Source organism: Pseudomonas sp. S2_A02 (assembly GCF_054668495.1).
On the sequence record NZ_CP162776.1, the window covers coordinates 2,777,821 to 2,797,368 of the forward strand.

A 19,548-nucleotide genomic window follows, 5' to 3' on the forward strand; every position below is an offset into this window, starting at 1 on the left:
ACGCCTGCTGAAACGTTTAATCTAGAATGTTAGGCACGTTACTCGATAATGTCTCATCCTTGAAGTCCAATTGTCGGATCTGCTGCGACAATGGTCGCCTGCCTGAATCGGGTAGGATTGGCGAAAACGTCGGGCGAGCTCGAACAAAAAGGAAAACCCGGGTTGAAACTCAGTGATATTGCACAGTTGGCCGGCGTCTCCGTGACCACCGCCAGTTATGTCATCAATGGCAAGGCTGAACAGCAACGTATCAGCAGCGCTACCGTCGAGCGCGTGCGCGCGGTGGTCGAACAACATGGCTTCACACCCAATCCTCAGGCCGCCGGGTTGCGCAGTCGGCACACCCGCACCCTGGGGTTTATTCTGCCGGACCTGGAAAACCCCAGTTACGCACGCATCGCCAAACTGCTGGAACAAGGTGCCCGGGCTCGCGGCTATCAGTTGTTGATCGCCAGTTCCGACGATGCGCCGGACAGTGAACGGCAATTGCTGCAACTGTTCCGCGCCCGGCGCTGCGATGCGCTGATCGTCGCCAGTTGCCTGCCGGCCGGTGATGACAGTTATCGGCAGTTGCAGGCCAAAGGCATTCCGATCATCGCCATCGACCGGGTGATGGAGCCTGAGCACTTTTGCTCGGTGATCAGCGACGACCGCGAAGCCAGCCTGCAGCTTACCCGCAGCCTGCTGAACCCGTTGCCCAAGCAGATCGCGCTGATCGGTGCCCGTCCTGAACTGAGTATCAGCCAGGAACGTGCGGCAGGTTTCAAGGAAGCGCTGAACGGCTTCAAAGGCGAGGCGCTGATCGAACACGGCGAGTCGTTCAGTCGTGAGTGCGGTAAACAATTGATGGAAGAATTGCTTCAGCGCCTGGGCCATTTGCCGGATGCGCTGGTGACCACCTCCTACGTGCTGCTTCAGGGCGTGTTCGATGCCTTGCACGACTTCCCGCTGAAAACCCGCCCGCTACGCCTGGGCACCTTCGGTGATACGCAGTTGCTGGACTTCCTGCCACTACCGGTCAACGCCATGTCCCAGCAGCATCAACTGATCGCCGACAAAGCTTTGCAACTGGCGTTGGCGGCCATCGAACAGGCCGATTACCAACCCGGCGTGCAGGCCATCGCGCGGACCTTCAAGCAGCGTATTCATCAGGACTGAGCCGTGGAACTGATCGACACCCACACTCATCTGGATTTCCCGGAGTTCGACGTGGATCGTCAGGCGCTGCTGGCCGAGAGTCGCGCCCTCGGCGTGCGGCGGATGGTGGTGCTGGGGGTTTATCAGGCCAATTGGCAGCGGGTCTGGGATCTGGTGCAAAGCGATCCCGATCTGCACGCGGCGTTCGGTTTGCATCCCGTGTATCTGGATGACCATCGCCCTGAGGATTTGACCGAACTCGGTGACTGGCTGACACGTCTGGCGGGCCATCGGCAGCTATGCGCGGTGGGCGAGATCGGTCTGGATTACTTCATCGAGACCCTGGATCGTGAACGCCAGCAAGCGTTGTTCGACGCCCAACTGCAACTGGCGGCGGACTTCAATCTGCCGGCGCTGATTCATGTACGACGCAGCCATGCGGCGGTGATTGCCACGCTCAAACGGTTTCGCTTGAAACGCGCGGGGATTATTCATGCCTTCGCCGGTAGTCAGGAAGAGGCCCGCGAATATATCAAGCTGGGTTTCAAACTCGGCCTCGGCGGCGCCGCGACCTGGCCGCAGGCCCTGCGCATGCACCGCGTACTCGCCGGTTTGCCCGTTGAATCGGTGGTGCTGGAAACCGACTCACCGGACATGGCCCCCGCCATGTTCCCCGGTCAACGCAACAGCCCGGCCCATTTGCCGGCGATCTGCGAGGCACTGGCCGCCCTCATGGCGATCAGCCCCGAACAACTGGCTACCGCCAGCACGGCCAATGCGTGTGAGTTGTTTAACTGGTAGCCCGCTGATTCACGCAATATCTGTGGGAGCGGGCTTGCTCGCGAAGGCGGCGTGTCAGCCAACGGTGATGTCGACTGACATACCGCTTTCGCGAGCAAGCCCGCTCCCACATTGGATCTGCTGCGTGGCATCAAACCCGGAACGCGCTGATCAATTGTTTGAGTTCAACCACCTGCGCCGACAACGCTCGGCTGGCATTTTCAGTCTGGTGCGCGCCGTCGGCGGTGCGCTCACCGGCACGGTTGATCTCGACAATGTTCAGGTCGATGTCGTGAGCCACGGCAGTTTGCTGCTCTACGGCGGCGGCGATCTGCTGGTTCTGGTCGACGATCATGCCGACGGCGCCGAGGATGTTTTCCAGCGCCTGCTGGACCTTTTCCGACTGCCCGACCGTGCCGCTGGCCATCTGATGGCTGGTGCCCATCGCCTTGACCGCCGCCCCGACACCGCTGTGCAGCTTGGTAATCATCTGCTCGATTTCTTCGGTCGATTGCTGGGTGCGTTTGGCCAGGGTCCGGACCTCGTCCGCCACCACCGCAAAACCACGGCCCTGCTCACCAGCGCGCGCGGCTTCGATGGCCGCGTTGAGGGCCAGCAGGTTGGTCTGTTCGGCAATGCTTTTGATCACCTCCAGCACACGACTGATGGATTGGCTGTCGCTGGCCAGTTGGTTGATCACCCGCACCGACTGATCGATTTCACTGGCCAGTGCAGCGATGCTGCCCTGCTGGGACTCCACCAGCCCGCGCCCGCTAATGGTCTCATCGTTGACGCTGTGGGCGCTGCTGACGGCCGCCGCAGCACTGCGCGCCACCTCCAGAGACGTGGCTGACATCTGGTTCATTGCGGTGGCGACCTGTTCGATCTGCGTACGCTGCCCCGCTACCGCCTGATTGCTCTGCGCGGACACGTTTTCAACCTGGCCGGCCTGGCGCTCGACCTCACTGACAGTCTGGCCCACGCGCTCGATCAGGTCATGGATCTTCTTCACGGTGCTGGTGAATACCTCGCCCAACTCGCCCAACTCATCGCGGCTGTTGGCGCTGAAGGTCACGGTCATGTCGCCGGCCGCTACCTTGTCCATCACCGCGCCAAGACGCTTGAGGGTGGTGCGGGTCGAGGCGTAGAAACCGCCATAGAGGTAAAAAATCAACACAAACACCACCGCCAGCGCCACCGCCTGCAAAATCATGTGAGTGCGGTGCTGCTCCAGCCGCTGCTGCAACTGGGTACCGAGAAACTTCAGGGTGGCTTCATTGAGTTGGTAGGTCTGGTCGATCAGGCCCGTAACCTGATCGTAAAAGCCCTGCCACGGTGCATCGAGGGTGTCAGCCATCACCACCTGTTCTTCGAACAGTTCACTGGCCTTTTTCAGAGAGGCCTTGCTGCTTTCAGCTTGAGCGGCCAGGGTTTCGTGCGCCACTTTGCTGGAGCCCAGAGCATCCTGCAATTTCAGACTGTATTCGGCCTGAAGCTTTTCGATCTGCGCCAGCAACTCATCAAAACGGGTGCTCGACGCCGAATTGAGAAAGCCCTGCCCCAACGAGTAAGAACCCATCGCCCGGCCTTCGCCGAGTGTCTGGGTGACGGCTGGCGTGACGTTGGTAATCAGCTCGCTCAGCTGACGCATGTCGCTCTGGCTGTCGCGGCTCAGGCCGGCCTGACTGGCAATGATCTGGCTGAAAATCTGCGCATTGCCGAGCAACTTGCCGATCAGCGCACTTTTGCTTTGCAGGGAGGTTTCCGTTTGCTGGGCCTTGAACGCGGCGATCATTTCATCGCGCTTGCCATCGAAAAAGGTGATTTGCTCCGGGTCAGTGGTCATCGCCGCCAACCCTTGCAAGCGGGTCAGAACACTTTGTTCCAGAGCACTGATAGTCGATTCGACATGACCGGCCTTGCCGGACTGGCCAAGGATGACGTTGATCTGCACCAGGTTGTTCAGGGTTTCCAGATCCCGGCGCAGGCTCAGGCCGCTGCCCAGCAGGTCGAGGCTCTGCAGCTCGACCCGTGTGCCCTGGAATTCGCGATAGGAATCGCGCACCAGATAGAAGTTGGTCACCAGCATCGGCACGAGGAATAGCACGCTGATCAGGCTGAACTTCATGCCGAAGCTCAGGCGATTCATCAGCGCGACGGCGGGATAGAGCAAGCTCTTCACTGTGAAGTCTCCCTTTGAATTCTTATTTTTATGGCAGGCGCGCAGAGACAGCAGATAGCCACTATTGGCGCTGTCTCTGTATAGCCTAAATTGGCGGGAGGTTTTGTAACTTAAGGTTAACGACAGGGTGCCGTTATTGGAGCGGATGAGCCCCTGTGGCGAGGGAGCTTGCTCCCGCTCGGCTGCGAAGCAGTCGTAATTCCGGATAATTTAGTCTGTCTGGACGGGTGCCGGGGCCGCTTCGCGACCCAACGGGAGCAAGCTCCCTCGCCACATGTGTTGTGGATTAGGACAAAACAGTCCACAACGCAAACCCGGCATACCAAAGCACTGCCGCGCGCAGCAGCAATTCCCAGATCCGGTCGAGGCTGTTGATGCCGTCCGGCCCGACCATCGGCGCCGGAATTTCACCGGCCACCAAGCCGACCTTCTCGATCAGTTGGGCGGCGCTGATGTTCCAGTTCAGCAGCTCGTGCAGCATCACCCGGCCAACCGCGACAAAGTTGCCGACCAGCGCAAAACTCACCGCCAGCAGTCGCACCGGTACCCAATCGAACGCGTGACGCAGCTGTGCCGCTCGCTCGACCACGGCCGGGTTCTGCCCGTGCTCCTCGGCCAGCGCCAGCAATCGATAGCTCAACGCAGCAACCGGGCCCAGCAGGAAGTACCAGAAGATCACCGCAAAAAAGCTCTGATAGGCCTGCCACAGCAGATGTCCTTCAACTCGCTCCAGCAGTTGCTCGCCGCTGTCAGCGCAAATGTTCAAATCGCGTTTGGCCACATGCGCGGCGGCTTGCAGGTCTTCCCGGCGCCAGGCATCGCGGAACGGCCCGAGGCCGGCCAGCAGATCACCTCGGCCCAGACTGTAAATCACCACCAGCAGGTGCACCGGTAACGCCAGCAAGCCGTAGGCTACCGGCTCCAGCACCACCAACAGCAAGCCCAACAGCGCCACCGGCAACAACACCAGCACCACCAGTATCAGCCACGGACGGTTTGTCATGCGTGGGTTGGCTTCAAGCTTGTGCAGCTCGCGCACCCAACCGCCATCACGTTGAACCCGATGGCGCAAGGCCGAGAACTTCTCGATCCACACCGCCAACAACAGCACCAGAAAACTCATTGTTGCTCCTTTTTTCCAGAGCGGCTTTTGCCAGAGCCGCGCGATAGCGTGCCCAGTCAAACGCCGGTCCCGGGTCAGTCTTGCGCCCGGGTGCAATATCGCTATGCCCGCAGATGCGTTGTGCGGTGATACCCGTAAAGGCGCTTTGCAGCTGTTGCGTCAGGGCGGTCAACGCTTGATATTGGGCGTCGGTGAACGGCAGATCATCCGTGCCTTCGAGCTCGATGCCCACGGAAAAATCGTTACAGGTTTCCCGTCCTTCGAAACACGAGACGCCGGCGTGCCAGGCGCGCTCAAGACAAGAGACAAACTGAGTGACGGTGCCGTCACGTTCAATCAGAAAGTGCGCAGACACCCGCAGGTCGGCGATCCCTGCAAAGTAGGGATGTTCCGTGACATCCAGGCGATTCTGGAAAAATTCCTGCACCTTGCCGGTCAGAAACTGCGCGGGCGGCAGACTGATGTTGTGGATCACCAGCAGGGAAATTTCGCCCTCGGGGCGTGCATTGAAGTTGGGCGAGGGGCATATGCGCACGCCCTGACACCAACCGCTCGCGGGGTCCAACTGCATACAGGTTCCTTCAACGACGACTGTGTTGGTGCCCAGTATGCCGCGATAGACCCTCGGCGCGCGATCACTTGCCGCGATTGAGACGCCGCAGGCTGCCCAGCACCGACTCCAGCGCCCGATCGAACAGCAAGGTGTCGTCCAGCGTTCGCACCGCGCCACGCCGGAATTCCAGGGCCAGGCCGGTACGGCTGTGCTCCAGCACTTTCATCCCTGTACGGTTGACGAAGATGTACTTGCCGGTGGCTTCAATGATCGCCACCAGCTTGCAGCGCAGCGTGTTTTCCTCGTCCTCCTGAAACTCGACCCAGCAACCCAAATGCAGCTGATCGACCTGATGCAGAGCGACATCGTCCTCCGGCAAACGCATCGATGCCATTTCGACCGGGCCTTCGTCAGCGGTGCGAAGCACGATTTCCTGCTGCACTTCGACCATCATCGGTGCGTCAACAGCCGTGCTTTTCGGGTCTGGGCGTTCGAACAACTGAAGGTGCAAAACTTCCAGCTCGCTGAAAAACTCGCCAGTGGCGAACGAGTCGAATGCCGAGCGGTTCAAGCCATCGCGCAACGACTTGAGCAACCCTGGCACTAGCGACAACAAGCGCAGGCTCGCGTCGGATTCGTCATGGCGTTGCACACTCCAGATCAATTGCGCCATGGTCTGCACATCGGCATGCCATTCGGCGGACTGATCACCCTGCTTGAGGCAGGTCAGCAACAGCACTTTGCTCCAGGCCTCCTGGACAAACGCAACCACGCTGTGCGGTAGCACCTTGCCCACCAACGCCTGGTTCAGCGCCTGCTCGACGCGCTGACGCGCCAGTTCGGTCCTGGCTCGGCCTTCTTCGGCGTCACGGGTGCGCTGCTCGAGTAATTCGCTGCGACGGCGTTCGTCACTGGTGAAGGCGAGAAAATCCGCCAGCAACTCGGAAAAGATCGCCGGGTCATCGACAAAGTCATTCAACAAGCGCTGCACCACTTGCTCGATGCGCAGGTACAGGCTGTCGCGCTCATGGTCATCGCACTCGCCCCAGCCCATGGCCGCAGCGGCGATTTCGTTGAGCAAACGCCGGGCGGGATGGCTGCTGCGGCTGAAAAAGCTCTTGTCGAGCACCGCGACTTTCAGCATCGGAATCTGCAAACGGCCGATCAGCGCCTTGAGAGAGTCCGGCAGGTTGCGGTCATCGAGGATGCATTCGAAGAGCATGGCGATCAGGTTGATCACGTCTTCGTCGGCCACCCCGACCACGCGCGACTTGCCACTTTTGACGCTGCCCCGGGTCAGCAGTTGTTCGAGCTGGTTACGCAGATCGAAGTCGTCCTGAGCCGCCAGCGGCGGCACGTATTGCTGCAAATGCGAGAGCAGGCGTAGCAGGTCGCGGGTGGAAATAGGCTGGGTCTGGGCACTGACTTCCAGGGTCGGCGCAACGCTGCCACGCACATGGAACAGCAATTCCTGCAATGCGGCGAAGACTTCCTGCACGCCCTCGTCGATCTGTGTATTGCCAGTCCGCACGCCTGTCTCGGCGGGGTCAGCACGAACACTTGCAGCCGCCCGATCAGTGGCACGCCGCGCTGGGGCGGGCTTGAGGTCCGGCAGCACGCCGGTGGCGATCAGCAGTTGGTTGGCTTCGGCGTAAAGCTGATCAGCATTGCTGAGCACATAGCGTTCGAACAACTTGAGGATGATCAGCTTGACCTTGATCTCCATGCCCAGGTTGCGCCCGGCCTGCAAGAAATACTCGCAGAGCAGCGTCGGCCCCAAGGGGTTGTGCTGTTCGATCAGCGTCTTGCTCAACAGTGTGCTGAGTCGGGCGGTGAGCTGGTCGAGGGCGAAACCGTCGCGATTCAGCACTTTGCCGACCATGGCCTCCATCGCCACGTTGCGCTCCATGTCGTCATTGGGCATCGACACCGAGGCATCGAAAGCCAATGCCCGAGGCAAGACAGCGTGAGAAATGTCGTACTGCGCAAGGCTGACGAAGGCCTCGAAGAATTGCTCGAGAAATCCGCGTTCGATGCTTTTGCGCTTGAGGCGCAAATCGCGCATGGCTTCGAAGAAGATGTTTTGCTCGACATTATTTCGGGCCCGATCGGCCATTTCGAACAGGGTGTCGTCGGCGTTATCGAACAGCTCCTGCAAACCTCGCTTGAGCTGTTGAGCGGCCTTGTCGCGAACCTGAAGCAGAATCACGGGCAGGCGGGCGAGCGGCGAGTGAGTCGCCTGGTCGGTAGCGGCCTTGTGCAAAGGCACTACATTCCCGTCGTTGTGCATCCAAGCCTCCTGAAACGGTGATTCTTCGGTTCGGTAAGAAAGATCGAGTACGCAGACCATACAGCCGACGCTCAACGGGGACAGTCACCACCCGCTGTCATTCAATCATCAGGAATCCAGAGCTACGTCAAAGCTATGACGTCAAATGCAAGGCGAATTATCTGCAAAAGACTCCCCTTGTGCCAGCAGACTCTGCGCTTCCCCAAGAAATAGACGTTATGAGAGAGCCCCCTTGCTTAACACCGATTGCTTGCGCGAATCGACCAAATGCAGGTTTGCGAACAATTGAATGGCCGTTGATGCCTTGGGTTGCCTCGCACCATGGCCCTATAATCGGGCCACTTTGTTTGTGGAGCCCGTTATGCCGAATCTACGTCTCGCCGATTTGACCGCCGAAATCGAAGCCAACGTGCGCCGTGCGTTGCTCGAGGACATCGGCAGCGGCGACATCACCGCGCAACTGATCCCGGCCGAACGCCTGGCCAAAGCCACCATCATCACCCGCGATGAGGCTGTCATTGCTGGCACCGCGTGGGTCGACGCGGTTTTCCGGCAATTGGACCCGCGGGTTGCCGTTCATTGGCAGGTGCGCGACGGCGAACGGGTGAAACCCAATCAGGTGCTATTCCATCTCGAAGGCCCGGCGCGCTCGCTGCTGACGGGTGAACGCAGTGCACTGAATTTTCTGCAAATGCTTTCCGGCGTGGCCACTCGCGCACAGTACCTTGCCGATTTCGTCGCCGAGACCCAGGTGAAGCTGCTCGACACCCGCAAAACCCTGCCGGGGCTGCGCCTGGCCCAGAAATACGCCGTGACCTGCGGCGGTTGCCACAATCACCGCATCGGCCTGTATGACGCCTTCCTGATCAAGGAAAACCATATCGCCGCCTGCGGTGGCATTCCTGAGGCTATCGCAGCCGCGCACAAGATCGCCCCGGGCAAACCGGTGGAGATCGAAGTGGAAAGCCTGGCGGAACTGAAGGAAGCACTGGCGGCGGGTGCCGACATCATCATGCTCGATGAACTGAGCCTGGATGACATGCGCGAAGCCGTGCGCTTGAACGCCGGCAAGGCAAAACTGGAAGCCAGCGGCGGCATCAACGAAAGCACGTTGCTGCCAATCGCCGAAACCGGGGTGGATTATATTTCGATTGGTGCGATGACCAAGGATGTGAAGGCTGTGGACCTGTCGATGCGACTGAGTCTCTGATCACGCCTTTGATATAAAAAATGCCAGCCTGATGAAGGCTGGCATTTTTTTAGACCACCAGATTATTCATCTCGCAGTACTCTTCCCACTCGACGCCCAATACCTCGGCCGCCTCCTTGTGCAGCGCCAGGCGCGCGGCCTCGAACTCTTCCGGGGTTGTGGTGTATTTGAGCGTCAGCTCCCACGGCTGCAAGCCCTGAGCCTCTGCCTCATCCTCGAACGCCCACTGGATCTGGTCTTTCTGATCGTCGGCTGGCAAGTCCTTGATCTCTTCGGCTAGCTGGGGCGACTCAAGCAGGTACTTTTTAAGCGCTTCTTCGTTTCTGGCTTCTTGGCTCAATTCTTTAACGGTCATGGCGTTCTCGCTGATCTGGGGAATGGAAGATGGATCTGGATCATCAAGGATCTCTCTGACGCAAAAAACCGTTAGAAGCCCGGTTTGTCTGGCCTTCAGAACCATTCGGGATCATCTGAAAACTGCTGGGCGATGCTCATGCAGACAACGAATATAGGACGTTTTGTCGAGGATTCACACGGGTCTTTACATCTATTCCACAAAAAGCCACGAGCATAAGGTGCAGGAGGCCTTGGGAACATAAGTCGAAATCCCAAGTCATAGCGATGTGCCATATCAGCACTTCACAAGGAACTCCAGTGATGCGCAGTTTTTCGAAGCTTTTGTCTGCCCAGCTTGCCACCGCTACCCTGCTGCTCGGAAGCCTGACATTGGCCAGTGCCGCTCAAGCGGCAGTCGAAGTCACCTCTGACCCTTCGCTGTACTCCGACAAAATCTCCGCCCTCCATAATTCATTCGGTAAGGACACGCTCGTCAGAACCAGCGTCAGCATCGATGATCTGGAAAGCCTGCAAAAAACCATGAAGGCCAATGCCACCGAACTGGAAAGCCAGAAGCGCACCCTCAGTGAGCAGGCCCGTCAAATCGAAGAACTCAAACGCAACAGCGGTTCCAGCTCAAACTCCAGCAGCAAGGAGATTGACGATCTCAAGCGCACAGTCAATGAACAGGAACGCGACCTGAACAACCTTGGCAAGCAAGTGGAAGAGCTAAAGCGCAACAGCGGCTCTAGCTCAAGCTCGAACAACAGCGAAATCTCCAGTCTCAAACGGGAGATCAGCGATCAGGATCGCGCGATGGATCAGCTTAAACGCACCGTCGAGGACCTGAGCAGAAAGGTGAAGTGAAGAAGAGAATGGTGCCCGAGACAGGAATCGAACCTGCGACCTTCGCGTTACGAGTGCGCTGCTCTACCGGCTGAGCTACACGGGCTGTGGGCTAAACCTAGCACTGGCTTCGGGGTCCGGCAACTTGGCGCACCGTAAAATCAAAAGATCGCAGCCTTCGGCAGCTCCTACATTGGGCTTCTGTAGGAGCTGCCGAAGGCTGCGATCTTTTGATCATCCTGTACACAAAAAAAATGCCCCGCCGTTTTCACGGCGGGGCATTTTTATAACGTTGAAGCGGTCAGGCGAAGGGGGTGATTAAACGCCCGAAGCCTTGGCTGCTGCTACGTCTTTGATGGACAGTTTGATACGGCCGCGGTTGTCCACGTCCAGTACCAATACTTCCACTTCCTGGCCTTCTTTCAGGATATCGGTCACTTTTTCAACGCGAGCATCGCTCAGCATCGAGATGTGAACCAGACCGTCCTTGCCCGGCAGGATGTTGACGAATGCGCCGAAGTCGACGATGCGCTCAACCTTACCGACGTAGATCTTGCCGATCTCGGCTTCTGCGGTGATGCCCAGAACGCGCTGACGTGCCGCTTCAGCTGCTTCCTTGGTTTCGCCGAAGATCTTGATCGAACCGTCGTCTTCGATATCGATCGAAGCCTTGGTTTCTTCACAGATCGCACGAATGGTCGCGCCGCCTTTACCGATGACATCACGGATTTTGTCGGTGTCGATTTTCATCGCGATCATGGTCGGAGCGTTTTCCGACAGCTCGGTACGCGACTGGCCAATGATCTGGTTCATCTGACCGAGGATATTCAGGCGCGCTTCCAGGGCTTGGCCCAGAGCGATTTCCATGATTTCTTCGGTGATGCCCTTGATCTTGATGTCCATCTGCAGCGCGGTAACACCTTTGGCGGTACCCGCTACTTTGAAGTCCATGTCGCCGAGGTGATCTTCGTCGCCCAGGATGTCGGTCAGGACGGCGAACTTCTCGCCTTCTTTAACCAGACCCATGGCGATACCGGCAACCGGTGCCTTCATCGGAACGCCGGCATCCATCAGAGCCAGGGAAGCACCGCATACCGAAGCCATGGAGCTCGAACCGTTGGACTCGGTGATTTCCGACACCACACGAATGGTGTACGGGAACACGTCGGCAGCAGGCAGCATGGCCTGAACCGAACGACGGGCCAGACGGCCGTGACCGATTTCGCGACGACCAGCGCCACCCATGCGACCACACTCACCTACCGAGAACGGAGGGAAGTTGTAGTGCAGCATGAACGGGTCTTTTTTCTCGCCTTCCAGGGTATCCAGCAGCTGTGCGTCACGGGCAGTACCCAGAGTCGCGACTACCAGGGCCTGAGTTTCGCCACGGGTGAACAGTGCCGAACCGTGGGTCTTTGGCAGAACGCCGACTTCGATGTTCAGCGGACGTACGGTCTTGGTGTCGCGACCGTCGATACGTGGCTTACCGTTAACGATGTTTTCGCGAACGGTGCGGTATTCGATTTCACCGAAAGCCGCTTTGACTTCAGCGGAAGTCGGCTGACCTTCTTCACCGGACAGGTTGGCAACAACCTGGTCTTTCAGCTCGCCCAGACGTGCATAACGGTCGGCTTTGACGGTGATGGTGTAAGCCTGGGAGATCGCTTCGCCGAACTCGGCGCGGATAGCAGCCAACAGAGCGGTGGCTTCTGGCTGAGGAGCCCAGGTCCAGGTTGGCTTGGCAGCTTCAGCGGCCAGTTCCTTGACGGCGTTGATCACCACCTGGAACTCGTCGTGAGCAAACAGTACAGCGCCCAGCATCTGGTCTTCGGTCAGCTCTTTGGCTTCCGATTCAACCATCAACACGGCTTCCGAAGTACCGGCAACGACCATGTCCAGGCTCGAAGCTTTCAGTTGTTCGTAAGTCGGGTTCAGCAGGTAGCCGGTGCTTTCATGGAACGCAACGCGGGCAGCGCCGATCGGACCATCGAAAGGAATACCGGAGATGGCCAGGGCAGCCGAGGTACCGATCATCGCAGCGATGTCCGGATCGGTTTTTTTGCTGGTGGAGACGACGGTGCAGACAACCTGCACTTCGTTCATGAAGCCTTCTGGGAACAGCGGACGGATCGGACGGTCGATCAGTCGGGAAGTCAGGGTTTCTTTCTCGGAAGGACGGCCTTCACGCTTGAAGAAACCGCCAGGGATCTTACCGGCAGCGTAAGTTTTTTCCTGGTAGTGAACGGACAGAGGGAAGAAGCCCTTGCCTGGATCGGCTTGTTTGGCACCGACAACAGTCACCAATACGCTGACATCGTCGTCAACGGTGACCAATACTGCGCCGGAGGCCTGACGGGCGATACGGCCAGTCTCGAGGGTAACGGTCGACTGACCGAACTGGAATTTTTTGATTACCGGGTTCACGGTGTCCTACCTTCTTTTGTGGCTCTTGGGGAACTTGTCTTCTTGCGAAATTCTTGGGCAATGTCGGGAATCGGCCCAACGCCTGTCCAGGGTAAAACGTATATCCAGATAAAACTTGAGGCTGGGAGCCTGCCATGCGCCAGCGGGAAACCCACTGACGCACGACAGACAACCAACCTCTAGCGCAATCGCTTATTAGCGACGCAGACCCAGGCGACCGATCAGAGCCTGATAACGACCCAGATCCTTGCCTTTCAGGTAGTCCAGCAGCTTACGACGCTGGTTTACCATGCGGATCAGACCACGACGGGAGTGGTGATCTTTACCGTTGGCCTTGAAGTGACCCTGCAGTTTGTTGATGTTGTGGGTCAGCAGTGCAACTTGCACTTCTGGCGAACCAGTGTCACCAACAGCTTGCTGGTAGTCAGCTACGATTTGAGCTTTTTCTTGAACGTCGAGAGCCATGAGGCAATCCTTTTATCAGGAAACTGTTTCAAAGAAACAGCTTCAACAGGCCAGGGACAAATCCCTGTATCTATAAATGAGTAGTGACCGTGCCTGTTAACAGCCACACTCGTCCGGTCATTCTGACCGAATCAGTCGACGCGGCGCGATGCGCCCGTCTTCGCTCACTTCACCGATACCGATGAAGCGACCGTTGTGATCCTGTACCCGTACCATGCCGAACTTCGGTGCATCCGGGGCGCGTACCGGTTGGCCGTTAAGCCAGTAGAACGCGCTGTGCTCCGAGAAATGCAATAGTGGCCAGTCCAGCAGGCCGCTGTCCGATGGCATCAGGAAGCGGTCGACTGCCTCGTTGCCGCCTTCGGCATGTACCGCTTCAAGCTCTTCCAGAGTGACGGTCTGTGCAAGCGTGAAAGGCCCGGCTTGGGTACGTCGCAATTCAGCCACGTAAGCGCCACAACCGAGTTGCTCACCGATATCCTCCACCAGGGTGCGGATATAGGTGCCTTTGCTGCAATCCACCGCAAGCCGCGCAGTATCACCCTCAAAGGCCAGTAATTCCAAGCGCGCAATAGTAACAGAACGCGGTTCGCGCTCCACTACTTCGCCTGCACGGGCCAGCTTGTACAGCGGCTGGCCATCACGCTTGAGCGCCGAGTACATCGGCGGTATCTGACTGATTTGCCCACGAAATTTCGGCAGCACAGCTTCGATATCGGCGCGACCAACGGTCACCGGGCGCTCCAGCAAAACTTCACCTTCGGCATCGGCCGTGGTGGTGGTCTTGCCCAGTTGCGCCAGGGTTTCATAAGCCTTGTCGGAATCAAGCAGGTATTGCGAGAACTTGGTGGCCTCGCCGAAGCACAACGGCAGCACGCCGGTGGCCAGCGGATCAAGACTGCCGGTGTGCCCGGCCTTCTCGGCATTGAGCAACCAGCGGACCTTCTGCAACGCCGCGTTGGAAGTGAACCCCAACGGCTTGTCGAGCAGGATGATGCCGCTGACGTTACGACGGATACGTTTGACCTGAGCCACCGACTACTCCTTGGCGTCTTCGGGTTCAGCCGCTACCGGGTGCTGATTGTCTTCAGCCACCGCACGCTCGATCAGGGCCGACAGGTGCGCGCCACGCACGACGCTTTCGTCGTAATGGAAGTGCAACTGCGGAACGCTGCGCAACTTCATTTCGCGAGCCAACTGCATACGCAGGAAACCGGCGGCTGCGTTGAGCACCTTGATGCTTTGCGCGATGTCTTCGGCGCTGTCCTGGCCCATCACGGTGATGAAGATCTTGGCGTGACCGACGTCACGGCTGACTTCAACAGCGGTAATGGTGACCAGGCCGACGCGCGGGTCTTTGACTTCACGACGGATCAGCTGTGCCAGCTCACGCTGCATCTGATCGCCGATACGTTGGGTACGGCTGTATTCTTTTGCCATGTCTTGTTACCTGTTACTGCCCCACGGTGAAACCCGAGGGGTCTGAAAGCGGCAAACGCCCGGCCTGACAAAAGCCAGACCGGGCGTTGCGTTTAGAGTCCGGACGTTGCGCCGCGCATCTGCATGCGGCGGCTCATCGTGGCCCTTGAAGTGCGCGAGTTAGAGGCTGCGAGCAACCTGAACCTTCTCGAAGACTTCGATCTTGTCACCGACTTTGACGTCGTTGTAGCTCTTCACGCCGATACCGCATTCCATGCCGGCACGTACTTCGGAAGCGTCATCCTTGAAGCGGCGCAGGGATTCCAGCTCGCCTTCGAAGATAACGATGTCTTCACGCAGTACACGGATTGGACGGTTACGGTGAACAACACCTTCGATAACCATGCAACCGGCGATCGCGCCAAACTTCGGCGAACGGAACACGTCACGCACTTCAGCGGTACCCAGGATGTTCTCGCGAACATCGCTGCCCAGCATACCGGTGAGGGCTTTCTTGACGTCTTCGATGATGTCGTAGATCACGTTGTAGTAACGCATATCCAGACCTTCCTGCTCGACGATCTTGCGAGCGCCGGCATCGGCACGCACGTTGAAGCCGAACAGTACAGCATTGGAGGCCAGTGCCAGGTTGGCGTCGGACTCGGTGATACCACCAACACCGCCACCGACCACACGCACTTGCACTTCGTCGTTACCCAGGCCGTTCAAGGCACCGTTCAACGCTTCCAGCGAACCACGGACGTCGGATTTGAGGACGATGTTGAGCGTCTTCTTCTCTTCCTGACCCATGTTCTCGAAGATGTTTTCAAGCTTGCCGGCGTGAGCACGGGCCAGTTTGACTTCGCGGAACTTGCCTTGACGGAACAGAGCCACTTCACGGGCTTTCTTCTCGTCGGCAACAACGCTCATCTCGTCGCCAGCGTCCGGGGTACCGTCCAGGCCGAGAATCTCGACAGGGATGGAAGGACCGGCTTCCTTGATTGGCTTGCCGTTCTCGTCGAGCATGGCGCGAACGCGGCCATAGTTCGAACCGACCAGCACCATGTCGCCTTGGCGCAGGGTACCGTCTTGAACCAGAACGGTTGCAACCGGGCCACGACCTTTGTCGAGACGCGATTCAACCACGACGCCACGGCCAGGAGCCGAAGGGGTCGCTTTCAGTTCAAGAACTTCAGCTTGCAGCAGAACAGCTTCGAGCAACTCGTCCACGCCAGTACCGACTTTCGCCGAAACCGATACGAACGGGGTGTCGCCGCCCCACTCTTCCGAAGTCACGCCGTGAACCGACAGTTCGCTACGGATGCGATCGAGATCAGCGCCCGGCTTGTCGATCTTGTTCACTGCAACAACCAGCGGAACACCGGCAGCCTTGGCGTGCTGAACGGCTTCAACGGTCTGCGGCATTACGCCGTCGTCCGCTGCAACCACCAGGATCACGATGTCGGTAGCCTTGGCACCACGAGCACGCATTGCGGTAAACGCGGCGTGACCCGGGGTATCGAGGAAAGTGACCATACCGCGATCAGTTTCAACGTGGTACGCACCGATGTGCTGGGTGATACCGCCGGCTTCGCCAGCAGCTACCTTGGCACGACGGATATAGTCGAGCAGCGAGGTCTTACCGTGGTCAACGTGGCCCATTACGGTCACAACCGGTGCACGGGAGAACGCTTCACCTTCAAACTTCAGGGACTCGGCCAGGGAATCTTCCAGGGCGGTGTCGCTGACCAGGGTCACTTTGTGGCCCAGCTCTTCGGCAACCAGTTGGGCAGTTTCCTGATCCAGTACCTGGTTGATGGTCGCTGGAGTACCCAGTTTGAACATGAACTTGATGATTTCAGCAGCCTTGACCGACATCTGCTGGGCGAGATCGCCAACAGTGATGGTCTCGCCGATCTTCACTTCGCGCACAACAGGGCCGGTTGGGCTCTGGAAACCGTGGGCGTTGCGTTTCTTCAGCTTGGCCTTGCCGCGACCACCACGACGGAAGCCATCGCTTTCTTCGTCGGTAGTACGTGGCGCAACACGTGGAGCAGGCGCTTTTTCCTTGACCGAAGCACGATGCGGAGCGTTTTTGCGCTCGCCATCGCCACTGCCACGACGATTGCTATCGTCGGCACGTGGTTTGTCCGGACGGCGCTGTTCGTTCTGCTTGTTGCGAACGTCAGCAGACGGTGCTGGTGCAGCTGCAACAACCGGCGCGCTTTCACGCACTGGCTCGGCAACGGCAGCAGGCGCTGCAACGGCGTCGTTAGTAGCGTTTTGCGCAGCAGCAGGCTGGCGACGCGCTTCTTCTTCGGCGCGACGCTTGGCTTCTTCTTCAGCCTTTTGACGTGCAGCATTTTCTACTGCGCGGCGTTCTTCCAGTTCGCGTTTGCGCTCGGCTTCGATTTCTTCCGGGCTGCGCTGTACGAAGACTTTCTTCTTGCGTACTTCAACGCTGATGCTCTTGCTACCAGCAACACGCAGGGTGCTGGTGGTTTTGCGCTGCAATGTAATCTTGCGCGGTTCTTCCACTTTCGCCTTGTGGCTGCTCTTCAAGTGAGTCAGCAAAGACTGCTTCTCACTATCGCTCACACCTTCATCGGCGGCGGTGTGCGGCAGACCTGCCTCACGCATCTGCTGCAACAGGCGCTCTACCGGTGTTTTGACCTCATCGGCCAGTTGTTTCACCGTGACTTGCGTCATGCACTTCTCTCCTCAGGCCGCGCCTAATTACTCGAACCAATGGGCTCGGGCGGCCATGATCAACTTGCCGGCACGATCATCGTCAATGCCGTCGATGTCGAGCAGGTCGTCAATAGACTGCTCGGCCAGGTCTTCGCGGGTAATTACGCCGCGCACCGCCAGTTCCATCGCCAAATCCTTGTCCATACCCTCAAGCGAGAGCAGGTCTTCGGCCGGATGGGCGTCTGCCAGCTTTTCCTCAGTAGCGATGGCTTTAGTCAACAAACGATCCTTGGCCCGAGCGCGAAGCTCGTTGACGGTGTCTTCGTCAAAGCCATCGATGTTGAGCATTTCTTCCAACGGTACGTAGGCAATCTCTTCCAGGCTGGTGAAGCCTTCATCTACCAGCACCTGTGCCAGGTCTTCGTCGACTTCCAGCTCGTCGATGAAGTTGCGCAGGATGTCGCCGGTTTCTGCTTGCTGCTTAGCCTGGATGTCCGATTCGGTCATCACGTTCAGGGTCCAGCCAGTCAACTGGCTAGCCAGACGCACGTTCTGACCACCGCGACCGATGGCCTGAGCAAGATTGTCTGCGCCAACGGCGATGTCCATTGCATGGGCATCCTCGTCAACGATAATTGCCGCCACTTCAGCCGGCGACATTGCATTGATCACGAACTGCGCAGGGTTATCGTCCCACAGGACGATGTCCACACGCTCACCGCCCAATTCGCCCGACACTGCCTGGACGCGCGAACCGCGCATACCGATGCAAGCGCCTTGCGGATCAATGCGTTTGTCCTTGGAGCGGACCGCGATCTTGGCGCGCGAACCCGGGTCGCGGGACGCAGCCATTACTTCGATCAGGCCTTCAGCGATTTCCGGCACTTCGATGCGGAACAACTCGATCAGCATTTCCGGCGCGGTACGCGACAGGATCAACTGAGGGCCGCGGTTCTCGGTGCGGATTTCCTTGAGCAGCGCACGCAGACGCACGCCAACCCGGAAGGTTTCGCGAGAAATGATGTCTTCACGGGCCAGCAACGCTTCAGCGTTGTTGCCCAGATCGACGATCACGTTGTCGCGGGTGACTTTCTTCACGGTGCCGGAGATGATTTCTCCCAGGCGCTCGCGATAGGCGTCAACGACTTGAGCACGCTCGGCTTCGCGAACTTTCTGCACGATGACTTGCTTGGCAGTCTGTGCAGCGATGCGGCCGAACTCGATGGATTCGATCTTTTCTTCGACTACATCGCCAACCTGAGCACCAGGATGCGTTTCTGCAACCTTGCTCGGCCAGGTTTCGATGGCCGGATCGTCCAGGTCTGCTTCTTCGACAACCGTCCAGCGACGGAATGTCTCGTAAGCGCCGGTGTGGCGATTGATTTCCACACGCAGATCGACTTCGTCCTCGAAACGCTTTTTGGTAGCAGTGGCCAGAGCCAGCTCCAGCGCTTCAAAAATTACGTTTGCCGGTACGCCCTTTTCATTGGATACCGACTCAACAACCAGCAGTACTTCTTTGCTCATCGTACGCCTCGCCTTTCGCAAGCCATTGGATCCGCGGGATCCGCGTCTCAGTCAAAACTGGGAATAATGTTGGCCTTGTCGATCATATCGATCGGCAACAGGAACTCATGGTCTTCAACCTGCACCACGACATCCTGTTCTTCTACACCGCGCAGAAGGCCCTGAAAGTTGCGCCGACCTTCAAAAGGCGAGCGCAGCTTGATCTTCACTTGTTCACCGGCAAATTTTGCAAACTGCTCAATAGTGAACAGTGGGCGTTCCATGCCAGGCGAGGAAACTTCAAGGGTGTATTCAACGGCGATCGGATCTTCAACATCCAGTACACCGCTGATCTGACGACTGACGATGGCACAATCGTCCACCAGCACGCCGCCCTCTTTATCAATATAAACGCGCAACATTGAGTGGCGACCTTGAGCCGAAAACTCAATACCCCAGCATTCATAGCCTAGGGCCACGACCACCGGGGCCAGCAAGGCCTGCAACTCTTCTAGCTTGCTCGACACCTGAACCCCCTCGTGCATGTATGTGCATGCTGTGCAAAATAAAAAAATGGGCGAAACGC

General features: G+C 58.3%; 15 protein-coding genes, 1 tRNA gene and 1 pseudogene. 4 read left to right on the forward strand and 13 right to left on the reverse strand.

The features are described 5' to 3' along the window. Positions 1 to 162: 162 nt before the first annotated feature. Both cra and AB4O41_RS12820 read left to right on the forward strand, forming a co-directional pair. Positions 163 to 1,158: a catabolite repressor/activator gene (gene cra / locus AB4O41_RS12815; protein ID WP_460147970.1), complete on the forward strand. Its 996-nt coding sequence runs from the start codon at positions 163 to 165 to the stop codon at positions 1,156 to 1,158. Positions 1,159 to 1,161: 3 nt separating this feature from the next. Continuing rightward, the gene (locus AB4O41_RS12820; RefSeq protein ID WP_460147971.1) at positions 1,162 to 1,938 is read left to right on the forward strand and encodes a TatD family hydrolase; all 777 of its coding nucleotides are present in this window, start codon (positions 1,162 to 1,164) and stop codon (positions 1,936 to 1,938) included. Between the two features lie 130 nt (positions 1,939 to 2,068). On the opposite strand, the gene AB4O41_RS12825 is transcribed toward AB4O41_RS12820, so the two are convergent. From AB4O41_RS12825 to AB4O41_RS12840, 4 genes and pseudogenes are all read right to left on the reverse strand, one after another. Next, positions 2,069 to 4,099: a methyl-accepting chemotaxis protein gene (locus AB4O41_RS12825; protein ID WP_460147972.1), complete on the reverse strand. Its 2,031-nt coding sequence runs from the start codon at positions 4,097 to 4,099 to the stop codon at positions 2,069 to 2,071. 286 nt (positions 4,100 to 4,385) lie between these two features. Beyond that, positions 4,386 to 5,222, reverse strand: a complete 837-nt coding sequence (ampE, locus tag AB4O41_RS12830; protein WP_460147973.1) for a regulatory signaling modulator protein AmpE — start codon at positions 5,220 to 5,222, stop codon at positions 4,386 to 4,388. A gap of 25 nt (positions 5,223 to 5,247) precedes the next feature. Further along, positions 5,248 to 5,793 (reverse strand): annotated as a pseudogene (ampD, locus tag AB4O41_RS12835) (1,6-anhydro-N-acetylmuramyl-L-alanine amidase AmpD); the annotation flags it as partial. 64 nt (positions 5,794 to 5,857) lie between these two features. Beyond that, positions 5,858 to 8,065: a DUF1631 domain-containing protein gene (locus AB4O41_RS12840; RefSeq protein ID WP_460147974.1), complete on the reverse strand. Its 2,208-nt coding sequence runs from the start codon at positions 8,063 to 8,065 to the stop codon at positions 5,858 to 5,860. 361 nt (positions 8,066 to 8,426) lie between these two features. Here AB4O41_RS12840 and nadC point away from each other — a divergent pair, with 361 nt between their 5' ends. Beyond that, positions 8,427 to 9,275, forward strand: a complete 849-nt coding sequence (gene nadC, locus AB4O41_RS12845; protein ID WP_460147975.1) for a carboxylating nicotinate-nucleotide diphosphorylase — start codon at positions 8,427 to 8,429, stop codon at positions 9,273 to 9,275. 49 nt (positions 9,276 to 9,324) lie between these two features. Here nadC and AB4O41_RS12850 read toward each other — a convergent pair whose 3' ends face one another. Further along, positions 9,325 to 9,630 (reverse strand): DUF6388 family protein, encoded by a 306-nt coding sequence (locus AB4O41_RS12850; protein WP_460147976.1) that lies wholly within the window; start codon positions 9,628 to 9,630, stop codon positions 9,325 to 9,327. Between the two features lie 302 nt (positions 9,631 to 9,932). Here AB4O41_RS12850 and AB4O41_RS12855 point away from each other — a divergent pair, with 302 nt between their 5' ends. After that, positions 9,933 to 10,478: a hypothetical protein gene (locus AB4O41_RS12855; protein WP_460147977.1), complete on the forward strand. Its 546-nt coding sequence runs from the start codon at positions 9,933 to 9,935 to the stop codon at positions 10,476 to 10,478. Between the two features lie 9 nt (positions 10,479 to 10,487). Here AB4O41_RS12855 and AB4O41_RS12860 read toward each other — a convergent pair. The 8 genes from AB4O41_RS12860 to rimP form a co-directional block, all read right to left on the reverse strand. Continuing rightward, a tRNA-Thr gene (locus AB4O41_RS12860) sits at positions 10,488 to 10,563 on the reverse strand. Positions 10,564 to 10,775: 212 nt separating this feature from the next. Then, positions 10,776 to 12,881, reverse strand: a complete 2,106-nt coding sequence (gene pnp / locus AB4O41_RS12865) for a polyribonucleotide nucleotidyltransferase (protein WP_460147978.1) — start codon at positions 12,879 to 12,881, stop codon at positions 10,776 to 10,778. A 195-nt stretch (positions 12,882 to 13,076) separates the two neighbouring features. Continuing rightward, positions 13,077 to 13,346: a 30S ribosomal protein S15 gene (gene rpsO / locus AB4O41_RS12870; protein WP_003176135.1), complete on the reverse strand. Its 270-nt coding sequence runs from the start codon at positions 13,344 to 13,346 to the stop codon at positions 13,077 to 13,079. A gap of 117 nt (positions 13,347 to 13,463) precedes the next feature. Then, positions 13,464 to 14,381, reverse strand: coding sequence for a tRNA pseudouridine(55) synthase TruB (gene truB / locus AB4O41_RS12875; protein WP_008067213.1), 918 nt, complete (start codon positions 14,379 to 14,381; stop codon positions 13,464 to 13,466). Between the two features lie 3 nt (positions 14,382 to 14,384). Continuing rightward, the gene (gene rbfA, locus AB4O41_RS12880; protein ID WP_123355979.1) at positions 14,385 to 14,786 is read right to left on the reverse strand and encodes a 30S ribosome-binding factor RbfA; all 402 of its coding nucleotides are present in this window, start codon (positions 14,784 to 14,786) and stop codon (positions 14,385 to 14,387) included. Between the two features lie 159 nt (positions 14,787 to 14,945). Continuing rightward, positions 14,946 to 17,474, reverse strand: a complete 2,529-nt coding sequence (infB, locus tag AB4O41_RS12885; RefSeq protein ID WP_460147979.1) for a translation initiation factor IF-2 — start codon at positions 17,472 to 17,474, stop codon at positions 14,946 to 14,948. 27 nt (positions 17,475 to 17,501) lie between these two features. Next, positions 17,502 to 18,983, reverse strand: coding sequence for a transcription termination factor NusA (nusA, locus tag AB4O41_RS12890; protein WP_003212187.1), 1,482 nt, complete (start codon positions 18,981 to 18,983; stop codon positions 17,502 to 17,504). Positions 18,984 to 19,030: 47 nt separating this feature from the next. Next, positions 19,031 to 19,489, reverse strand: a complete 459-nt coding sequence (gene rimP / locus AB4O41_RS12895; RefSeq protein ID WP_010463487.1) for a ribosome maturation factor RimP — start codon at positions 19,487 to 19,489, stop codon at positions 19,031 to 19,033. Positions 19,490 to 19,548 lie beyond the last annotated feature (59 nt).